This window comes from Leucobacter sp. CX169 (assembly GCF_017161405.1).
Classification (GTDB): Bacteria; Actinomycetota; Actinomycetes; order Actinomycetales; family Microbacteriaceae; genus Cx-87.
Map to the genome: position 1 here is coordinate 2,619,638 of NZ_CP071051.1, position 18,633 is coordinate 2,638,270.

Below are 18,633 nucleotides of genomic sequence, written 5' to 3' on the forward strand. Positions count from 1 at the left end.
AGGGCACGCACCACAGGATCCTCCCCCAAACGCAGCATCGCCCCACCTCAGCCGAGGTGGGGCGCTGCTGCGTAGTGAGTGCTACTCTGCCGCAGCCCCCGCCGCGTCAGCGGCGTGATCGCCGAGCGACGACGCCGACTCGCCCAGGCGTGCCGCCGAGGAACCCAGCGACGAAGCAGACGTCGCCGCCGAGCTCGACACCGTGCCGACGCTGTCGGCGAGCGAGTCGGCCGCACGCGCGACCGAGCCCGAAGCCTCGGCCAGCTCGCGGGCAGCCCCCGCCCCCGCATCAGCGAAGTCAGCGCCCGAGCCGCGCGACGCACGGCCAGCGGCCGCACCCGTCGCGGCGCCGGCGGTGACGCCGTTCAGCATGCCGACGAGATCAATGCCGACCGTGTCGCGCGCCATGTCGAGCAGGCCCTTGATGTTGCCCATCGCGTCGGCCGCCACCTTCGAGGTGCCGTCGGCCGAAACCACGGTCATGGTGTCGATCGCGCCGATTGCCTCGGCGTACTTGCCGGCAATCTCGGGCAGCAGATGGATGAGCTCCTGTGCGAGCACCGCTTCCGACTGCGTCTCGAGCGCGCGACCGCGTGCGTCGATCGCGGCAGCCTCGGCCTCACCCTTGGCGCGGATGGCACGGGCCTCGGCCTCGCCCTCGGCCGCCAGGGCCTCGGCGTTGGCGATACGAGCCGAGCGGCTCGCGAGACCCTCGCGCTCGACGGCCTGCGCGCGACCCTCGGCGGCGGAGATCGCCGCAGCCGCGTCGGCCTTCGCAAGCGCCTCGAGGCGGAAGGCCTCGGCCTCGGCGACGGCGCGGACGTCGGCGTTGAGCTTTTCGGTGCGCAGAGCGACCTCGCGCTTGGCGGTGATCTCCTCCTGCGCGACGATGGCCTGGCGCTGGATCGCGTCCTCAAGCGGCGACGCGGCCTCTGCCTGCGCGGCGGCCTTGTCGGTCTCGGCCTGGATCTCGGCCTGGCGCAACTTCAGCTCTCGGTTGCGGTCGAGCAGCACCTTCTGGGTGTTGATCTTCGCCTCTTCCGACGCCTGGTAGGCGTTGGTCTCGGCGATGTCGGCCTGCTGGCGCACCTTGGCCGCCTCGGGGCGACCGATGTTCACGATGTAGTCCGAGCCGTCCCGGATCTCCTGGATCTGCAGCGTATCGACGACGAGGCCCTGCTTCGTCAGCGCCTCTTCGGCCGCCTCGAGCACGTTCTGCGCGACGACGGCGCGATCCCGAATGATCTGCAGCACGGTGAGGCCGCCGATGATGGAACGCAGCGAACCCGACAGCACCTCCTGCGTCGACTCGTCGATCTCGTCGGAGTTCGAGAGGAAGCGCTGGGCGGCGGCGCGAATCATCTCCTGCGTACCACCGACCTTGACGACGGCGACGGCCTGCGCCTGAATGGTGATGCCGTCGGTGGTCTGTGCTTCAGTCGTGATCGCGAGGCGACGCGAGCGCAGTGAGATCGAGAACGACTTCTGAATGAACGGCACCACGAACACGCCGCCGCCGGTGACGACCTTCTGGCCCGACAGGTCGTGCGACACCGAGCCGTCGGGTTCGGTGACCCGCTTGCCCTTGCCGCCCGTGACGATGATCGCCTCGTCGGGCTTGGCGATGCGGTACCGCTTGATGACGACGAGCGCGATGAGCACGATCGCGATAATCGCGCCGAACACACCCACGATCGAGGGAGTCGCTAAGAACATGTATTAGTTCCTTTCGGGGTGGGGGTCTGTGGGGTCGGCCGGGTCGGCACTCTCGGCCTCGCTGGCGGCAGGATCCGCGCCGGCGGCGGGATCCTGTTCGAGCGGGGCGGCCACCAGCGGCTCGACCAGCACCGAGGTCGGCGTCAGGGACTCGACGATGCGCACGCGGGCGCCGCGTTCGAGCGGCAGCTCGGCGCACGCCGACAGCGAGACGCGCTCGCCGTGGCGGGTGAGGGCGATCTCGCCGAAGCGGCTGCCGCCGGGGATGGCGAGCACGACCGAGGCCTCGAGCCCCGCGAGCTCGCCGCTCGACACGGCGGTCGACGACTCGGCGCTGCGCACGAAGCGCGACAGCCACCAGGCGAGCCCGCCGCCGATCATGCCGGCGACCGCGCCGAGCGTGCCGGCGAGCGGGGGCGCGACCCCGGCACCGACCAGCGCGAAGGCACTGAAGCCGAAGATCGCAGTGAATGCCGAGATGGTGGTGAGGCTCAGCGGCCCGTCGCCGAAGTCAAAGGCCTCAAAGATGCCGTCGAGCAGCAGCGAAATAAGCAGCAGCACGGCGCCGGCGATGCCGATCAGCAGGAAGACACCACCCGACACGACCGAGCCATTAAGCAGCCCCTGGATCCAGTCCATCATGATGGGCTCCTCCCGCCGGTGGTTGTGTGGCCTATGAGGAGTCTATCGGGCAGGGCCGACGCCTGGCCGGGGCGATACTCCCCGGTCCGGACGCGGTCAGAGCCCGCTCTCGTGCGCCGTCGGCACGTACGCGAGCTGCGCAATCTGGTGCCCGCGAGCGCGCGAGACGACCTGCGCACGACCGGGCGCACTCGGCATCGCCTTGACCTTCGCGATCAGCTGGCCCTCTTCCGGGCTGCCGCTGAGCAGGATCCCGGTGACGCCGAGGTCGGTCATGCCCTGCAGGATCGGGTCGTACGCCGCGCGCGACGCCCCACCCGTGCGGCGCGTGACGATGACGTGCAGGCCGACGTCGCTCGCCTGCGCGAGCAGCTGCGCGAGGGGCGCCGCCGGGTTGCCCTGCTGGTTCGCGACGAGGTCGTAGTCGTCGATCAGCACGAAGCCCTCGGCCCCCTTCCACCAGCTGCGGTTGCGCAGCTCGGCGGCGGTGACGTTCGGGCCGGGCAGGCGTCCGCGGAAGAACTCGACAAGCTGCGCGATCGCGCCACTCGCCTGTTCCGCGCTCGTCACGTACGCGCCGAGGTAGTCTTCCGGGATCTCGCCGAGGTGCGCGCGACGGTAGTCGAGCATGAAGATGCGGGCCTGGCCTGGCTCGTAGCGGCGCGTGATCTCGTGGACGAGGCCGCGCAGCATCGAGGACTTTCCCGAGCCGGAGTCGCCGTAGAGGAAGAGGTGCTGTTCGAGCGTCGGGTCAATGCCGACGGGCGCGAGCTCTGCCTCGTCAAGGCCGAGCAGCAGCTGCTTCGGGTTGGCGGCGGGGTGTGCCTGCAGCTCGGCGAGCGGCAGCACCTGGGGCAGGAGGCGCAGCTTGGGGCCGGGCTCGCGCTGCCACGCGCTGATGACCTTTTCGACGAGGTCGTCGACGCCGTCGACCAGGGTCTCGGGCGTGGTTTCGCCGTCGATGCGGGGCAGGGCGGTGAGCATCTGCAGGCCGCTCGGGTCAAGGCCGCGGCCGGGCAGGGAGCTGACGTTGCCGGCGGCCTTGCGGCCGATCTCGGAGTCGCCGGCGTCGCCGAGGCGCAGCTCGATCTTGCCGCCCATGAGGTCCTTCATCGCGGGGCGAATCTCGAGCCAGCGGTTCGCGGTGATGATCACGTGAATGCCGAAGCTCAGGCCCCGGGCCGCGATCTCTTGCACCGCAACCTCGAGGCTCTCGTAGTCCGCCCGCATCGTGGCCCAGCCGTCGACGACGAGGAAAAAGTCGCCGTAGCCGTCGTCGACGACGCCCTGCGCGCGACGGGTGCGGTACGTGTCGATCGAGTCGATGCCCTGCTCACGGAAGTACGCCTCTCGCGCGTTGAGCAGCGAGGTGATCTCGGCGACGGTGCGGCGAATGACCTCGGGCTCGCCGCGGGTCGCGAGGCCCGCGAGGTGCGGCAGGTTGCGCAGACCAGCAAAGCTGCCGCCGAAGTCGATCGCGAAGACCTGCACCTCGTGCGGGGTGTGCGTCAGCGCGAGCGCGGCGACGAGCGTGCGCGCGGCCGTGCTCTTGCCCGCGAGCGGAGCGCCGACGATCGCGACGTGGCCGGCCGCACCCGAGAGGTCGAGGGTGAGCAGGTCGCGGCGCTGCTGCGCCGGGACGTCAACCATGCCGATGGGCACGGTGAGGCGGCGGTGCGCGCGCCAGCGCGGCGCGTGCAGTCCGAGGTCGTAGCTGACGCTGAGCTCGCCGAGCAGCTGGTCGAGGGTCGCGGGCGTCTCGAGCGGCGGCAGCCACACCTGGTGGGCGGCGGGGCCGAGGCCAGACATGCTTGACACGGCGAGCTCGAAGACGCTGCGCTTCTCTTCCGGCTGCTGCGCGGCGGCCTCTGCGGCACCACGTTCCGCGGCGGCCGACGCTGCTGCGCCCTCTTCTTCAGGATCAGTGAGGCCCTGCGGCGCCGCGGTGAACTGCGTGATCCTGGTGGCGGCGAGTGCGCCGGAGGCGCCGGATCCTGCGGTGACTGCACGTCGTGCGGGCGGCGGACCCGAGACGTAGGCGGCGCGGAACTGCGTGAGGTTTTCGTCGCTGCCGACCTTGAGCAGGCCGCCACCGGGCTCTTGAGGCAGGTGGTACGCGTCAGGCACGCCGATGACGGTGCGCGACTCGGCGGCGGAGAAGGTGCGCAGGCCGATCCGGTACGAGAGGTGCGTGTCGAGGCCCTTGAGGCGCGACTCTTCGAGGCGCTGTGACGCGAGCAGCAGGTGGACGTGCAGCGAGCGGCCGAGGCGGCCGATGGCGACGAACGACTCGACGAACTCGGGCTTCGCGCTCAAGAGCTCGGAGAACTCGTCGGCGACGATCAGCAGCGCGGGCAGCGGTGCGAGGTCGGTGCGGCCGCCGCGGCGGGCCTTCTCGTATTCGCCGACGTTGACGAAGTTGCCGGCCGAGCGCAGCAGCTCCTGGCGGCGCACCATCTCGCCCTGCAGGGCGTCCTGCATGCGGTCGACGAGGCTGATCTCGTCGCCGAGGTTGGTGATGATCGCCGAGACGTGGGGCATATCGGCCATGCCGGCGAACGTCGCACCGCCCTTGAAGTCGACGAGCACGAAGTTCAGCTGCTCGGGCGAGTGGGTGAGGGCGAGAGAGAGCACGAGGGTGCGCAGCACCTCGGACTTGCCCGAGCCGGTCGCGCCGATGATGAGGCCGTGGGGGCCCATTCCCTGCGAAGCCGACTCTTTCAAGTCCAGGATCAGCGGGGCGCCGTTCGTGTCTTGACCGATCGGCACGCGCAGGCGGTCGCGCTCGGGCAGATAGCGCCACTGCTGTGTGAAGTCGAGGTCGCGCACGTCGGGCAGGCCGAGCAGCTCGGTGAGCTCCATCTGCTTGTTGCTCGCGCGGCTGACGGGGCCGTTACCGCCGACCTCGCGGTGCAGCGGCGCGAGGCGGCGGGCGACGGCCTCGGCCTCGACGACGGTCATGTGATCCGGGGTGATGGTCTGCTGGTGGCGAGAGCCCTCGGCGACCTCCGCGGTGCCGGCGCCGAGCGAGATGCGCACGACCGAGGGGTCGTCGTTGTCGTCCCAGCTCGACGGAAGGTCGAGCACGGTCACGCCCTGCAGGCCGCCCGCAAACACAGGATCGGTGGGAGAGACCTTCGCGCCGTCCACGATGACGAGCACGTGCGGGGCGGTGACGGGGGCTCCCAGTACGAAGCGGGGGCGCTCACGCAGGCTGGCGGGCAGCATGCCGAGCAGGGTCGCCGTGTCCGAGCCGATCATGCGGGCGGGGCCGAGCGAGTCGCGCAGGCGCGGCGACTGCGCGTGCGGCAGCCACTTCGCCCACTCCCAGTGAGGCAGCGAGTCGGGGCTCGCGGCCACGACGATCAGCAGTTCTTCGGGGCTCTGCATCGTCGCGAGGTGGGTGACGAGGCTGCGGGCCAGTCCGCGAATGTGCTCGAGGTCGTCGCCGACGATCTGCACGCTCGTGTGGCTCGAGAGGCGCAGGAACGTCGGCAGTTCGGGCTGGTTCTCGTGGGTGGCGATGAAGCGGTGCGCGGCGGTCGTCGCGACCGGGTCGAGCTGGGCGATGGGCGGCAGCTCGGGCGCCTCGAGGCGCAGGCACAGCGGCTGCTCGCTCGTGCCGATGCGGACCGTCAGGTGGTCGTCGTCCGAGACGTCGCGCTCCCAGACGCGCGTGCCGTCCTCGACGAGGTAGCTCAGGGTTTCGGGGGCGGGGTAGCGCCAGTTGCGCTCGCGGCGCTGGGCCTTGGCCGCGGTGCGCACGGTCTGTCGCAGCTCGGTCAGGTACGCGAGGTACTCGCGGCGGTTGCCGAGAATGGTGGCCTGGCGCTGGGCGCGCTGGCGCCAGCCGTTCACGAAGACGAAGCCGAGCGCCGAGACGAGGAACATGCCGCCGGTCAGCCAGCCCGTGGGGCCGGCGTTGCTGACCGAGACCATGATGATGGCGCCGACGCTGCCGAGCATGGGCAGCATCGAGGTGAGCATGCTGCTGCCGCCGTCTGCCGCCTCGATCTCGGGCGGCGCCTGAACGGCGACGTTGCCCGAGGGCACGCGAGGTGGCGCAAGACGACTACTCATCGATGTGACTCCCTCTCGCGCTCGTTGGTGCGGCGCTGACGTAGGTCAATCCTAATGCGGCCGCGAAAACCGTTCAGCCGCTCGGGTCGGCGTCGCCAGAGTCAGTCAGTCCGGGGTGCAGGCGAGAGTTGCGGTGAGGGTCGCGCGCAGCGTGGTGCCGGTTGAGAGGTCAACTTCGCCGATGGCCGGTGCAGTACCGGCTGGAATCTCGACGACTGTTGCCGTGCCAGAAAGGCCGACGACCGATGCGCGCTTGGTTTGGTCGGCGCCGGTCCTGAATACGGGAGCGCCCTTTCCTTGGAATACCAGCAAGGAATCACCGACAATGCTTGCCTGGATCTGGCCAGACTCTCCCGCCTCAGTAACGGAGAATATTGCGGAAGCACCGTGGCCGTCCTCGGACATCGCGGAGAACATGTGTGACGAACAGCTGGAGGTGCCAAGCGCTGCTCGCGCGGTCGTCGATTTGCCATCGAGTTCGTGGGTGATCTCGATTGAGGGCTCGGCGAGGGGAGCTGCTGTTGCCTGAGGCGTCTCCTCTTGGGCGTCCGGCGAAGCCGCGGGGACCGAAGAGCATCCGGATAGCAGAAGGAGCCCAAGTCCAGCGGCGGCGACCGTTTCGGTAAGCCTGCGTCTCAGTTTGTGCACGTCAGTTCCGCCTTCAGCGTTCCAGTGGTCTCGCGGGCGTTGTCAACGTCGAAGCCCTCGCCGGGCGCGGGATTCTCGGACGCCGGGACACGTTCCGTGATCTGCACAGTTCCTTCACCCGTCACACTGAGCCGGTCGCCTTCCCGCGCAGTATTCACCTCGTCAGCGTTGAACTGAACTAAGACTTTGTCGTACACCGAGGCACTCGCATGGTGGTCATTTCGATCTGAATCAAAGTTCACATAGAGCGACGCGTGGAGAGGCTCAATTGCGGTGCCATTCGCCTTGACCTCGGTGCAATCGAACTCGTCGAAGGACCCAGTCACGGTTCGTTCAGCGCCGTCGTCGTAGGTGATCGACACCGTCGATGCCGGCGCCGCACATCCGACGAGGGTGAGGGCTGCACCCAGCGCGATACCTGCCACGGTTGCCTTGTTCATGATCGAAACTTTATCTGGCCCGTTCCGCGACCGGCACCGATGCGGAGCACGACGCTGCCTGCTTGGCCGCCGAGTTCCGCTTGGTGATTTTCCATCGCTCGAACCTCTCCCGGTAACGAGCTCGAGCTTGTCAACGGTCTTGTTGCGCAAGCGCAGCCTGATAGTCGTACAACTGCACCGCCCCCGCAGGCCCGAACTTCTGCTCGGCGAGCGCGAGTTTTCGCCCGGCCTCAAACATGAACCCGACGAGAGGCGCACAGACCAGAACCGTGACACCAAAGAGCAGGTTGGCTCCGATCGCGTCCCGCTCTGCGGTGAACAGTTGAACGGCGAGCGACGACACCGCCGCAACAATGAATCCAAAGACACCCGGTGCGGCGACACCAACGATGGCCTTCAACCGAAGACCTCGCACGAGCGGAAACCGTCTGCTCGCCTGGGCCGCAAACACGACCTGCAGCGTCGCGGCAGCAAGCACGCCGACGTACCCGATTATGATCGGCACCCTTGCGCTGGCCGCCGTGCCATACAGGCCAGAGAACACGAGGTACCCGCCAAACGCGAAGGCTGCGAGGGCGAGCAGCACCCACGAAAAGACGCTGCAGAGTTCCAGCACCCGCTTCTCACGAGACAGATTGGGGTCGGGGTTCACATCAAGCTCCATTTCTGCGCCGCCACGAACCAGATCTTGTGGCCTTCTCTATGCTGACTACCTTAGGGGCCGACCACCTCACCGTCTCTGGCTATTACATGGTCGTCTCGACCTACCGCAATCGCGCTCGAGCGACGGCGATTGGCAGCCTGGCCGTAACATCGGCTGTTGCGCTCGTCATGATTGTCGCAGCGATCGCGACGCGTTCCACGGCAGTGCTCTGGGCCGGAATGCCACTTGTGATTGTCTGTGTCGCTGGAGCAATCACCCTTGTGACGATCACGTCGAACATGCGGCGACAGATTCAAGCCACCGGCATCGCGGCGACCCGCCAGCACGATCTCGAACTCAGCGCTCGAGCGAATCCGTCACACCACTACCAGGGGTTGACCGTGTTACAGCCACGGGTACACGTAGGTGCAGCTGACTTCGTCGGTAGAAGAGCTTTCACTCACCACCGGTTCGTTGTCAATGTAAATTGTGCAGGTAAGGGGTCCATCGTGCCCAATCATTGCTGTCACGTGCACGGTTGTGTCGGTTCCTGAGGCAACGAAAGACTGCCGGTCGCCCGAGCCCCAGGTCTCGGAATACCTCTCTGCACCTGACTCAAAGTCGACCTGCATAATGTCGGCGCCCGCCGCCTCAATCGAAACCAGGCGGGGCCGTTCGCGCTCGGCAACAATGCCTGTGATGGTGGCAACTACCATCACAGCCGCGCCAACAAGAGCAACTACTGCCAGGACCGCAGACGCGCGGCGGCGGGTCGGCCGTGACCGTGCTCTCAACGCAGCGACCAAGGCCCACGCGCCCATCGCGAGGGCGACGATGACGAACGGCAGCCGCACCAGGCTCGGGTACACCGCGAACGGCACCGCAGCGATCACGACGGCCGCGACCCCCCACCATGGACTTACTGACCGTGCATCACTAGCGTCAGGCAACTCTTCAGACATTTTCCCTCGTAGCTTTGCCATTTACATTCGTTCGAGCAGACACGGTTCGGCTAGGTGCGAATCTTCATGCAGCGAACTCCGTGTGGTTGATCTTGGAGTCTAAGTTAGTCTCTTGCATGAACCCGGGGGTTTCTACATTGACGACCGAAGACTTGCAGTAGCGAGGCTACAGGTGGGAGACGAAATGACTATGACCTACGAAGAATTGTCTGCTTTCAAGGGCAAGATGTATCGAGCAGCGATCGACTGTTGGATGGCGGATCAAGGCTTCACGCCGCCGGGCGGCGCCGATCACACGTACGCCAAGTGGGGCTGGGCCCCATTCCAATACCACCGGCCAGATGCAAATGGTATCGGCGGCGGGAAAAGCGTCGGCTATGGCGATGGGGTCAACTGCGAAGACGCCATGAACAATGTTCGTGCTGCCGTCGACAGCGTTGTGGATCCGTGGCTTTCGTTGCCAGCCGGTACCGGGGTCGTTTCTTACAAGAACTCAGCGAATGAAGCGAGTGGGGTTCTGGGCAACTCCCGAGAGAATAGCCCGGACCTCGAGAACTCCCGCGCCCAGGTTGCAAGCGTGGCGTCTGGCAATTTGAAGGGGATGTTCGTTGCGCCGTTCGTCGATAAGTACTGCTCGCAACTGTTGAAGGTCGTCCATGGAATCGGCGACGGTTGCGTGATTCTCGCGGCGAGCTATGCTGCCGAAGAGGCGCTCTGGCCAGCAGCACGTGACGATGTCGCAAGACTCTGTGCGCAAGCCGAGAGTGCATGGGCTCAGGTCGCGAATGACACCGCGGTCGCCAATGACAAAGCCACACTGGCGGTTGTCGGAGCGGTGGCTTCTGGCGTTGCCGCCGTCGTGACCGCAGGTGCGGCGCTCGCAGCGACGGGTGTGACGGCGATCGCCGCCGCGGCCGCCTCCGCTTCTGGCGTGCTTGGTTCCGTCGGCGGCGCCGCCTCGGTCGCCCTTGCAGGGATCGACCGCTCTGTTGCGGTCAGTGGCAGTAGCTATGACAGCATTCTGGAGTCGCTCAGCAATGCGCTCGAAGGCCTGAGCGACACCATCACGGACCAGGACGAGAAACTCAACCTGATGCTCTCCCAGATGGACGACGAAATCTACTCGAACCGAGCCGATTACGATCTCGACTACTTTGGGCTCGCCGACTACCCACTGGCCGACGGCACCATCGTGATGGATCCGACGTCAACCTCTTTGATCAAGCAGAATATGACGCGCGTTCACGATTCCATGGCCGAAGCAGGGTCCGAGCTTGGCGTGGCACCAGGCTCAAACCCTTCAGCACGTCCTTCCTCGATTGGCATTTCTGTCGACGGTACCTTCAGCGGATCCTCAATGCTGTTCAGTCGCCTGAGCGGTTGCCTCACGCGTTCGACAGAAGAATACGCTCGCGGGGCTGCACTCTTCGATGCGACGGTTGCGGACTTCTTTCAAACCGAAGCAAACGCGGCGGCCACCGTCAAGCAAATTCATGATGCTGAGTTCGGGGTTTCGGAGGTGACCTGGTGAGCGACCTCGTGAGCCGAGTACTTGGACCTATTGCGCTTCGCGGCGGCATGGGGGGCGGATCATTCGAGAGCACGATGCAGATTCAGCACCACACCGTTCCGGTGACCTTGGAAATAGACGAACCCGGCAAGCTCGATTACAAACTTGTCGAGACTATCGATGTGGTTCTTGAAAACCTCGACCGAGTGCAGCCCACGATTGACGAAGTGCTTCGTGCTGGCCTTCGCAACGACGCGTCGGCCGTGAGCCAGCTCTTCGAAGCATGGAAGTCGGCTGATGCTGGGAGACAATTCTCAACCAAGGAAGAGTTTCTGGCCAGACTGGTGCCGATCAAGTTGCGCTTCAGTCCAGACATTGAATCGTCACACGCGGACCGCATGGCGATCACGTATTGCGTTGGCGCCGAGCCACTTCTGGGCGAAGCGAAGGTGCGATTTATCGACCGGGTCGGACCGGAACTGGTTCCGTAAGGTCTGCCGGTACTGCCCGAAGATAGGCTGAACGCGACACGCATTTGCGACAAAGCCACTGGGGAGTGCCTGATTTATGGTTGAATCCGCCGCTGAACGAATCGTCATCGATGATTCTGTGCTCGACATACAACAACAGACCCTCAAGAATGTGGCTCAGGCTCTTTCGCGCGGTGTAGGCCCAGCGCGGGCGACCCTGGCGGACACATCTTTTGGCCTCATGAACTCGGGGCTCGCCTCGGCGATGAACCAGATCGCACAGCGCACCAGTGAGCTCGTTGCCGAGGCCTCGGAACTGTCTAGCCGCATGGCCGAAGGGGTTGCCGCAGCACGCACGGCCTTCGCCGAGTGCGAAGACGCCTCTGCTCAGTCCTTCAAATCCTTCAGCGCGGAGGGTGCCGAATGAGCGACACCTGCACAGCAATTCGCGGCGGCAGCTGGACCGGTGGCGCACCGCAGCTGTACGGCACAGGACCAGTCGTTGCGCCCGGCATCGTGGGCTGGGCGCTCACCTATGTGCAGCCACTTCCGCAGTGGTTTGACGAGCTGCTGGGCGATCCGGGGGAGGTCGAAGGGACCGCGGCCTCTTGGCAGCAGGTCACCGCCACGCTGATGGGAGTCGCCGACGAGCTTGAGTCTGTGCAGCGCGGGCTCGGCGAGTTGGAGGGCCGCTTCGCTCGCACGCTCGAGCTTCGGTACACCGACCTTGCGCCGGTTGCGCGCGACGCGGCCGAGTGGGCTGACGCGATCGCGGCGGCAGCCCGGCTCTCACTGAGCATCGTCACTGGGGTGCGCAGCTTCATCACGGATTTTCTGCAGCAGCTCTCGGACTTCATCGGTGCGCTATTCGAGTTCACGCTCAACCCCTTTGACAAGGTCAAACAGCTCAAGCGGCTCGTGTCGGCAGCGACCGAGCTGATCACTGCAGGTCAGCGGCTCATCAATCAGATGCTCGACGCTTTCGAACGTCTCATTGTGCTGTTGAGCAAGCTCGGTCCGGTGATCGATGAGGCACTCGTCAAGCTGAGAGAGGCCATCGCACAGATGATGCCACTCGTCGGGGGCCTGCTCGGCGCACTCGGCGGCGGACTGCTCGGCGGAGTGCTCGGAACAGCCGGTGGCGGGGTCCTCCGCGACGCGATGACTGACATCGGCGACGTCGAACGCTACGACATCGATGAGCTTCGACGCCAGCTCTTGGCAGACCCCACCAACGAGGACCTCAAGAAGCAGCTCAAAGCCTGGAACGACGCGCACGAGGTACAACAGCTCGACTCATTCGCCGACCTCGTCTCGACTAACGGGACCAGCGACGGCATGGGTGGCAGCGGCCAGACCGCGGTGGACATCAAGCTCGTCCGCGCCGCCGATGGCAGCGAACACTGGGTCGTCTCGTTACCTTCCACTCAAGAGTGGGTCGACATGTTCGGGGACGGCGCCATGAACGACGGCAAGAACAACCTGGCGCTCATGCTCGATAATCCGGCGATCCGCACGCAGTACGAACGCATGGTCATGCAGGCCATGAAGGAATCTGGAATGGCGCCGGGCGATCCGGTTGTCTTCACGGGCTTCAGTCAGGGAGGCATCATGGCCGCGAACCTCGCAAGCAACCCGGACCTGCCTTATCGGCCGATCGGCGTGGTCACGAATGGCTCGCCGATCGACACCTTCAATGTCCCGCCGCATATTCCCGTCGTATCCTTCCAGCACGCGGCCGATCCTGTGGCTCGGCTCGACCTCGGCGGTGCTCCCGGCACCCCGCCGAACGTGGAACGAATAGTCCTGCCCAACCCTGGTGGCTCGATGAACCCGTCCGATACCCACAACAATTCGAACTACGTGGACTCGGTGAATGGAAATCCGGGTCTCGTGCAGGGCGACTACTCATGGATGGGCGGTGAGGTCATTGACCACCAGGTCTTCTCAAGCGAACAGCGCTAAGCGGCCGAAACGATTCGGACTCGGCAAGATCGGCATCGCGCTCGGCGGCGTGCTCGCGCTCGTGGGCTGCGGTGTGCTTGCCCCTGAGATGGGAAGCTACACCGGAACTATTCCTGCAGCGCTCAAGGGCAGCGACCTTGGCGTGGTCGAAGTGGCTGTCGGTTCGGGCACCGATGGGTTGTCGCGCAACGTGGGCGTCCACGTATACCTCGATCACGACCAGATCACTGCTCCCGAGTTGCGCGACACGATTAGTTTGATCGTTCCGCTCATCGACCAGCCCGGCGCAGACACCCTCGAGCTCACTTTTTCTGATGCGAGTGGGGGGTTCAACGTCGACAGCGATGTCTTCACCGACCTCAGCGTCGCGAAGGCACGCCAGGAGCTCCTCACCGAGTGGGGCACCGGAAAGCAGTTTGGCTTCTCGGACTCCGCGGACGACCTGATCCGGGGCAAAATTTCGCTGCTTCGGCAGTACCTCACAGACACCGGCAGTTAGCCAGCGGCGAAGGACACAGCAATGAATGACATCAACTTAGACTCGATCGAAGCAACCCGGCAGCGGGTCGCCGCACAGGTCGCCGAGGCCCAGGCCCGCAAAGAGAACATTGATCACCTGGCCGACCAGATCGAGAACGCTACAGAGACGGCTCGTTCGCCGCGTGGGGAGGTGGCGGTGGTCGCCGCTCCGAGTGGACGCGTGCTGTCGGTCACACTCGGGGAGAGCGCAGCCTCGATTGCGCCGGCGGACCTGTCAAAGCTCATCACCAGCACAATCGCTCAGGCCCAGCGTGCTGCTGCAATGGTGGCCGTGCGTTTGAGCAGCGACGCCCTCGGCGAGGCTTCCCCTCTGGTCGAGCAGCTTGAACGCGAGGCCGAAGCTGCCTTCCCCGGGCCGGCGACCGACCAGATCACCTTCCGCTAGGAGCAACACATGGACCGCCTGGAAACCACGCCCTCAGCCATGCGCGCCTCCGCCGAGGCGTTGACCAAGGCCGCTACCGAGATCTGGGACGTCCTTGAAAAGATGCAGGATGACGCCGATGCGCTGCGCCTGGCGTGGGAAGGGGACGCCCAGGTGGCGTTCGACCGCAAGCAAACGCTCGCCCGCGCGAAGCTCGACGCACACCGCACCCGTCTCATCCAGATCGCTGAGGCCGTGACCGAGCTCTCGAATGTCTACGGCCGGGTAGACCGTGCCGCGGCGCGAGCTCTTGGTGGGCAGTAGCTCACTGCAATCTCCGGTTGAAAAGCCGAGCATTGCTCGTTCCCACCGCCGGTGCCAGAGAGCGAAGTGTCGGGCGTCGGTCGTTGCGTCGATAGTGGTGCATGCCTAGGATCAGGTTGATGGGTAGCCAATTCGACTTCACAGTTTCCGGGATCATGCAGGCCGCCCTCGCCGCGTGTGCGGTCCTTGGCGCACTGAGCGCGTGCGCATCGACCTCCGACGCCGTCATTATTAGCTACGAGAGGGAGGACGGTTCCCAAACTTTGTCGTTCACCCCCGGGACGCTTCGCTGCAACCATCTGGGCGCAAGCGGCCTCAGCTTTCCCGAAGAGCCAGTGAACAGCGTTTCAATATTCGAGGGAACCCCGGGGCAAGTGACCGTATGGGAGCAGGACAAGGAGCTTGTCCTCTTTTACTCGGAGGATGCGACCGTCGAATCAACGGCACTCGATGACGGTTCGACGAGTTACCACGTCACCGCCGCGCATGGCGAGGTAGCGATAGCCGATGTAGTCGGCCAAGCGACCACGGAGGAGCCCGACCTCAGTCAGGCCGAGCGGTATCCCGGTTCGATTGAGATGAACGTTCGCTGCGCACCCAACGCTGACAACTAACCCAAGTCTCGACTGCCGTGGCTTCGGGGCCTTCTCCGCCGAGCCGCCGCCCCGCTGCGGGGGTTTCACTGGCTCGCATCTAAAGTCTGCTGCTCATCGGACCCAAGGGCCCAGAATCAAAGGACCGGGTGCACAGCGAGTCACATCGCTGAGCACCCGGCCTGAGTCTTGCTAGTTCCCGCCGCGGCTGCCGCCACGCGAAGCGTTCGCCGCCGGGCCCCCGTCGCCCTCGTCCTCGAGGGTCGGCGCGATGTAGCCGAGGCCCACGCGCTTCCCCTTCTTGTCGTTCGACCCGCCGGCTCCGCCGCCGCCCATCATCATGCCGCCCGGGCGACCGCCCTTGGCCGCGCCGGCTGCGGCGTTCGCTCCCGCGGCACCGGATCCTGCCCCGCCGTTGCCCGCTGCCGCTGCCGCGCCGCGCAGCCCGCCACCGCCAGCACCCACGCCGCCGGCACCACCGGCACCGCCGAATGCGCCACCTAGGCCGCTGAGGCCTGAGCCGGACCCGGAAGCGATCTTCGCGCCAGCCGCAAGGCCGACAGCGCCAAGGCCCGCCGCACCGAGTGCGGGGCGCAGCCCGCCACCGCCGGCGCTCCCGTCGAGGTTGCTATCGACGCTCGGTCCGCGCGTACCGGACCCGCCGCCGTTGCCGCCGGAGCCCGAGCCGGATCCGCCGGAACCGTTGCCGCCGGAGCCTTCGCCGCCTCCGGAACCGCTGCCGGGCCCGTTTCCCGAGCCACTGCCGCCGCCAGAGCCGTCGCCGTTGCCGCCAGAGCCGTCAGGCCAGACGGAACCACCGGAGAGATTCGGCGAGTACAGTCCACCCGTTCCACCCGGGAATCCGGGATACACGGATCCTGCAGTGGGCCCGCCACTTCCCGAGGTAACGAATGGGGGAACCTCTTCAGTCTCCCCCGTGTTCAAGTTTACTGGCAGGGGGTCATATGTAAGCTCAACTTTGAGCAGGCTGGCTTCTGCAGCGATGATGCCTTGCATCTCTTTGACAGCACGCTCGGCCGCTTCAGCTCGCTCTTTCGAGAACGCATTGCTGAGCCACTCAGTTCCACTATTGAGGTCAACTTTCCCAAAACCTGCGACCTCTACTGAGGCGCCCTGGTTCACTTTGTCATGCACCCAACTTGGAACAATTCCACTCGGCAAGGAGCTCAACAACCGCTGCGCCTCAGTTGCTCGGGTGGTATTCGCGCAAGTGGCCGCGCAAAAGGATTCCCCCATGCCTGTGACCAGAGATTGAATCTTGAATAGGGCATCTCGGTACTTTCCAAGATTTGTGTTGTGGACACGATATCGTGCGATGGCAAGGTCAGCCGCTTCCCCCTGCCACTGGCTCGGAAGAGCCTCAGTGAGGTTCTGGAGTTTCTGTTGGACGCTGTCCACCGCAGAAATCAGCCTTGAGATATTGTCAAGCTTCCAATCGTTGCCGAATGCAAGCTGTTCCAAGATCCGTTCCGGGTTTGTCTCGTTCATCGTCTATCTCCCAACGCTTGTTGCACTTGGCTCGCCTAAGTTCTTTCGCTTCTTCTTTGATCGCGCCACTATAAGAGGCACAGTCACACCAGCTGCGAGGAGAACTACCGCGCCAGCCACCATCGTTGCCATCAAAATACCGCTGCCAAACGGATTCTCAGCCTCTGCGCCGCTATTCCCTCCACCGGATTCTTTCGGCCAGACATCCTTGGCCGTTGGAAGCATGAGGGCCCAATCGCAATCGTCGTAATCTGCCGGGTTAACGCCGCAGCGGGGGTCATCAAGGCTCACCACAAAGAGCGGGTTCTCATCCGGATACTGTGTCGGATCAACTGCGAGCATTGAAACGGGATTCACAATGCCATAGCCGTATTCTCGCCCCGACCAAACTGGCTCAGCGTCGACAACCTTGCCCGTATTGCGAATTAACGATTGCAGTACTTGAAAAGCCGTTGCTTCCGGATACTTTTCCAATCCCAATGCGATAGTTCCTGCAATCAACGGCGTGGCGATGGAAGTGCCACTGGCCAAGGATGGGCCCCAGCCCTCTGAACCCGAGGGGCTCAGCAGTTCAAATGCTGGTCCACTCACGGCCAGGTTGGAAGACCCCTCTGCGTCTGCGACCTCGCCAAACATGTTGAGTCCACGAATCACGTTGCCTTCAACATCGACCCCGCCCACGGCGACAACTCCGTTCATGCCGAAGGGGAGTTTGAGTTCATACGTCTCTTCGCCCGTGGGGTTCGGGGTTGAGGCGACAATTGGGACGCCCGCACGCATCGCATGTATCTGAGCCAGTTCCCAGCCGGACGTAAATACGGATGCCGCTCGCGAAATGCTAATTACATCCACACCGTCTTCGACCGCTTGCCGCGCTGCCAGTGCATCAGGGTCGAGTATTGGCCATTCCGCCGTATCGCTCGATTCTCTTGGGTCATCGGATTCAAAAGTGCCGGTAACCGGGTTGTAGGCCTCACACGCAGTAGATCCATCCTTTGCTTGGGCTTCCATCGGGAGGCCAACAGCGTAGAAGAGGATCTTTGCCTCAGGGACGATACCTCTTGTGCCAACACCGCCATCACCAGCGACGCCATTACCGACAAGCATGGAGACGACGTCCGTTCCGTGGCTTCGCGCAAGGTCCGTGCTGACCGCAGGAGGTTCTTCACCCGTTTCCTTGTTCTTGCAAAACTGTCCGCGCACCTCAATGTCAGCCCCTTGGAGCTCTGGGGCCTCCAAGTTGATTGCGGAATCAATGACCGCAATCGTCATGCCCTTGCCCGTCAGTCCCTGCTCGCGAATCTGATCAAACTTCATCCGATCGGCATACCAAAGGCCTGCTGCGCGCTCATCACCTGAAAGCACTGCCCGGTTGGGGACTGCGCCTGCTGCCAGCGGCGTGCCCATCAATAGCGCTGCGCCAAGCACGGATACAGCCAAGACCCGAGGGAGCCTCATCCCCATTGCTTTTGGGGATCACTGGCGCTTCCCTCTGCGGACGCCGATCCGGAATCTAGGCCTCGCAGCATGACAGCGATGTCCTCATCGACACTTTGCATCTGCTCAATCGAGAACTTAGAACTCTTCAAATCAGCCTGAATAGCAGCAATTCGCTTCGTGAACTGGGCTTCGAGGTTGCCACCAATCGAAGCCAGCTTCAAAGCATATTCTGCTGCTGGGCCCTCCTTCACCCCGCTCACTTGAGACATCTCTGTGTTCGAAGGAGCTCCAGCGTCATAGGTAATCACGCTGCCGATTGCATCGGCAGCGATGCTTGTCGCCTTCAGATTCTTGCCTTCAGCCATACTGCTTGTCCTTACAGTTCCCCAGTGTGCATATCTACGTCTGAATCCACTCTACGTAACTGCGAGCCGGATCGCGACCTAGTCGATTCGGAATGAGCCAGTTGTCCGTGTCTATCGCCCAGTCTCTCCGGAGGGAAAGCGTCTCCTCGTCGTTGCTCAATTGAACACATGCATGTATCTCATCGACCGAGCCGCGCACGCCCCGCCTGGGCACTCATCGCGATACTCGTTATCGTGGGCACGCTCATCGCGGTGTATGGCATCGCACTCGCCAAGTCCAGCTACAAATCACTCACGGCGGCTGAGAAAACAACGGAATAACAAGCTCCCAACCCGCTAGGCTAGCCGCGCTCGTAGGCACGCCTACGTATACTGTCCGGCCGCGCGACAATGGTCCGGATCGCAACCTGCTTCGTCAGGCT

The 18,633-nt window shown here is 64.5% G+C and carries 19 protein-coding genes; 9 read left to right on the forward strand and 10 right to left on the reverse strand.

The window, feature by feature from the left end; all coding sequences use genetic code 11:
• Positions 1-81: 81 nt before the first annotated feature.
• The 7 genes from JW030_RS11980 to JW030_RS12010 all read right to left on the reverse strand — a co-directional run bounded on the left by JW030_RS11980 (position 82) and on the right by JW030_RS12010 (position 9,062).
• Positions 82-1,716 (reverse strand): flotillin family protein, encoded by a 1,635-nt coding sequence (locus JW030_RS11980; protein ID WP_188045600.1) that lies wholly within the window; start codon positions 1,714-1,716, stop codon positions 82-84.
• A 3-nt stretch (positions 1,717-1,719) separates the two neighbouring features.
• Positions 1,720-2,358: a hypothetical protein gene (locus JW030_RS11985; RefSeq protein WP_188045599.1), complete on the reverse strand. Its 639-nt coding sequence runs from the start codon at positions 2,356-2,358 to the stop codon at positions 1,720-1,722.
• 96 nt (positions 2,359-2,454) lie between these two features.
• Positions 2,455-6,438, reverse strand: coding sequence for a type VII secretion protein EccCa (gene eccCa, locus JW030_RS11990; RefSeq protein WP_188045598.1), 3,984 nt, complete (start codon positions 6,436-6,438; stop codon positions 2,455-2,457).
• 105 nt (positions 6,439-6,543) lie between these two features.
• The gene (locus JW030_RS11995) at positions 6,544-7,086 is read right to left on the reverse strand and encodes a hypothetical protein (RefSeq protein WP_206348569.1); all 543 of its coding nucleotides are present in this window, start codon (positions 7,084-7,086) and stop codon (positions 6,544-6,546) included.
• Positions 7,074-7,526, reverse strand: coding sequence for a hypothetical protein (locus JW030_RS12000; RefSeq protein WP_188045596.1), 453 nt, complete (start codon positions 7,524-7,526; stop codon positions 7,074-7,076). Before JW030_RS12000 ends, JW030_RS11995 begins: the two co-directional genes overlap by 13 nt.
• Before the next feature lie 130 nt (positions 7,527-7,656).
• The gene (locus tag JW030_RS12005; protein ID WP_188045595.1) at positions 7,657-8,178 is read right to left on the reverse strand and encodes a hypothetical protein; all 522 of its coding nucleotides are present in this window, start codon (positions 8,176-8,178) and stop codon (positions 7,657-7,659) included.
• Between the two features lie 395 nt (positions 8,179-8,573).
• Positions 8,574-9,062 carry a hypothetical protein gene (locus JW030_RS12010; protein ID WP_206348570.1) on the reverse strand — a complete coding sequence of 163 codons (489 nt, stop codon included), beginning with the start codon at positions 9,060-9,062 and terminating at the stop codon, positions 8,574-8,576.
• Between the two features lie 259 nt (positions 9,063-9,321).
• Between JW030_RS12010 and JW030_RS12015 the strand changes: the two genes are divergently transcribed.
• The 8 genes from JW030_RS12015 to JW030_RS12050 all read left to right on the forward strand — a co-directional run bounded on the left by JW030_RS12015 (position 9,322) and on the right by JW030_RS12050 (position 14,918).
• Positions 9,322-10,662, forward strand: coding sequence for a hypothetical protein (locus JW030_RS12015; RefSeq protein ID WP_188045593.1), 1,341 nt, complete (start codon positions 9,322-9,324; stop codon positions 10,660-10,662).
• Positions 10,659-11,132 (forward strand): hypothetical protein, encoded by a 474-nt coding sequence (locus tag JW030_RS12020; RefSeq protein WP_188045592.1) that lies wholly within the window; start codon positions 10,659-10,661, stop codon positions 11,130-11,132. The genes JW030_RS12015 and JW030_RS12020 overlap by 4 nt, the downstream gene beginning before the upstream one ends.
• 76 nt (positions 11,133-11,208) lie before the next feature.
• Entirely contained in the window at positions 11,209-11,538 is a 330-nt protein-coding gene (locus tag JW030_RS12025) for a hypothetical protein (RefSeq protein ID WP_188045591.1), read from the forward strand.
• Positions 11,535-13,076: a hypothetical protein gene (locus JW030_RS12030; RefSeq protein ID WP_188045590.1), complete on the forward strand. Its 1,542-nt coding sequence runs from the start codon at positions 11,535-11,537 to the stop codon at positions 13,074-13,076. The genes JW030_RS12025 and JW030_RS12030 overlap by 4 nt, the downstream gene beginning before the upstream one ends.
• Complete coding sequence (locus JW030_RS12035) at positions 13,042-13,575, forward strand: hypothetical protein (RefSeq protein WP_188045589.1); 534 nt, start codon at positions 13,042-13,044, stop codon at positions 13,573-13,575. The genes JW030_RS12030 and JW030_RS12035 overlap by 35 nt, the downstream gene beginning before the upstream one ends.
• 21 nt (positions 13,576-13,596) lie before the next feature.
• Positions 13,597-14,001 (forward strand): YbaB/EbfC family nucleoid-associated protein, encoded by a 405-nt coding sequence (locus JW030_RS12040; protein WP_188045588.1) that lies wholly within the window; start codon positions 13,597-13,599, stop codon positions 13,999-14,001.
• Positions 14,002-14,010: 9 nt separating this feature from the next.
• Positions 14,011-14,304 (forward strand): WXG100 family type VII secretion target, encoded by a 294-nt coding sequence (locus JW030_RS12045; RefSeq protein ID WP_188045587.1) that lies wholly within the window; start codon positions 14,011-14,013, stop codon positions 14,302-14,304.
• A gap of 119 nt (positions 14,305-14,423) precedes the next feature.
• Positions 14,424-14,918, forward strand: coding sequence for a hypothetical protein (locus JW030_RS12050; protein WP_188045586.1), 495 nt, complete (start codon positions 14,424-14,426; stop codon positions 14,916-14,918).
• 171 nt (positions 14,919-15,089) lie between these two features.
• Here JW030_RS12050 and JW030_RS12055 read toward each other — a convergent pair whose 3' ends face one another.
• From JW030_RS12055 to JW030_RS12065, 3 genes are all read right to left on the reverse strand, one after another.
• A complete protein-coding gene (locus tag JW030_RS12055; RefSeq protein ID WP_206348571.1) occupies positions 15,090-15,770 on the reverse strand; it encodes a hypothetical protein in 681 nt (226 codons plus the stop codon).
• A 639-nt stretch (positions 15,771-16,409) separates the two neighbouring features.
• Complete coding sequence (locus tag JW030_RS12060) at positions 16,410-17,834, reverse strand: S8 family serine peptidase (RefSeq protein WP_188045584.1); 1,425 nt, start codon at positions 17,832-17,834, stop codon at positions 16,410-16,412.
• Between the two features lie 26 nt (positions 17,835-17,860).
• Positions 17,861-18,211: a hypothetical protein gene (locus tag JW030_RS12065; protein WP_188045583.1), complete on the reverse strand. Its 351-nt coding sequence runs from the start codon at positions 18,209-18,211 to the stop codon at positions 17,861-17,863.
• A gap of 168 nt (positions 18,212-18,379) precedes the next feature.
• Here JW030_RS12065 and JW030_RS12070 point away from each other — a divergent pair, with 168 nt between their 5' ends.
• Positions 18,380-18,532 carry a hypothetical protein gene (locus JW030_RS12070; protein WP_206348572.1) on the forward strand — a complete coding sequence of 51 codons (153 nt, stop codon included), beginning with the start codon at positions 18,380-18,382 and terminating at the stop codon, positions 18,530-18,532.
• Positions 18,533-18,633 lie beyond the last annotated feature (101 nt).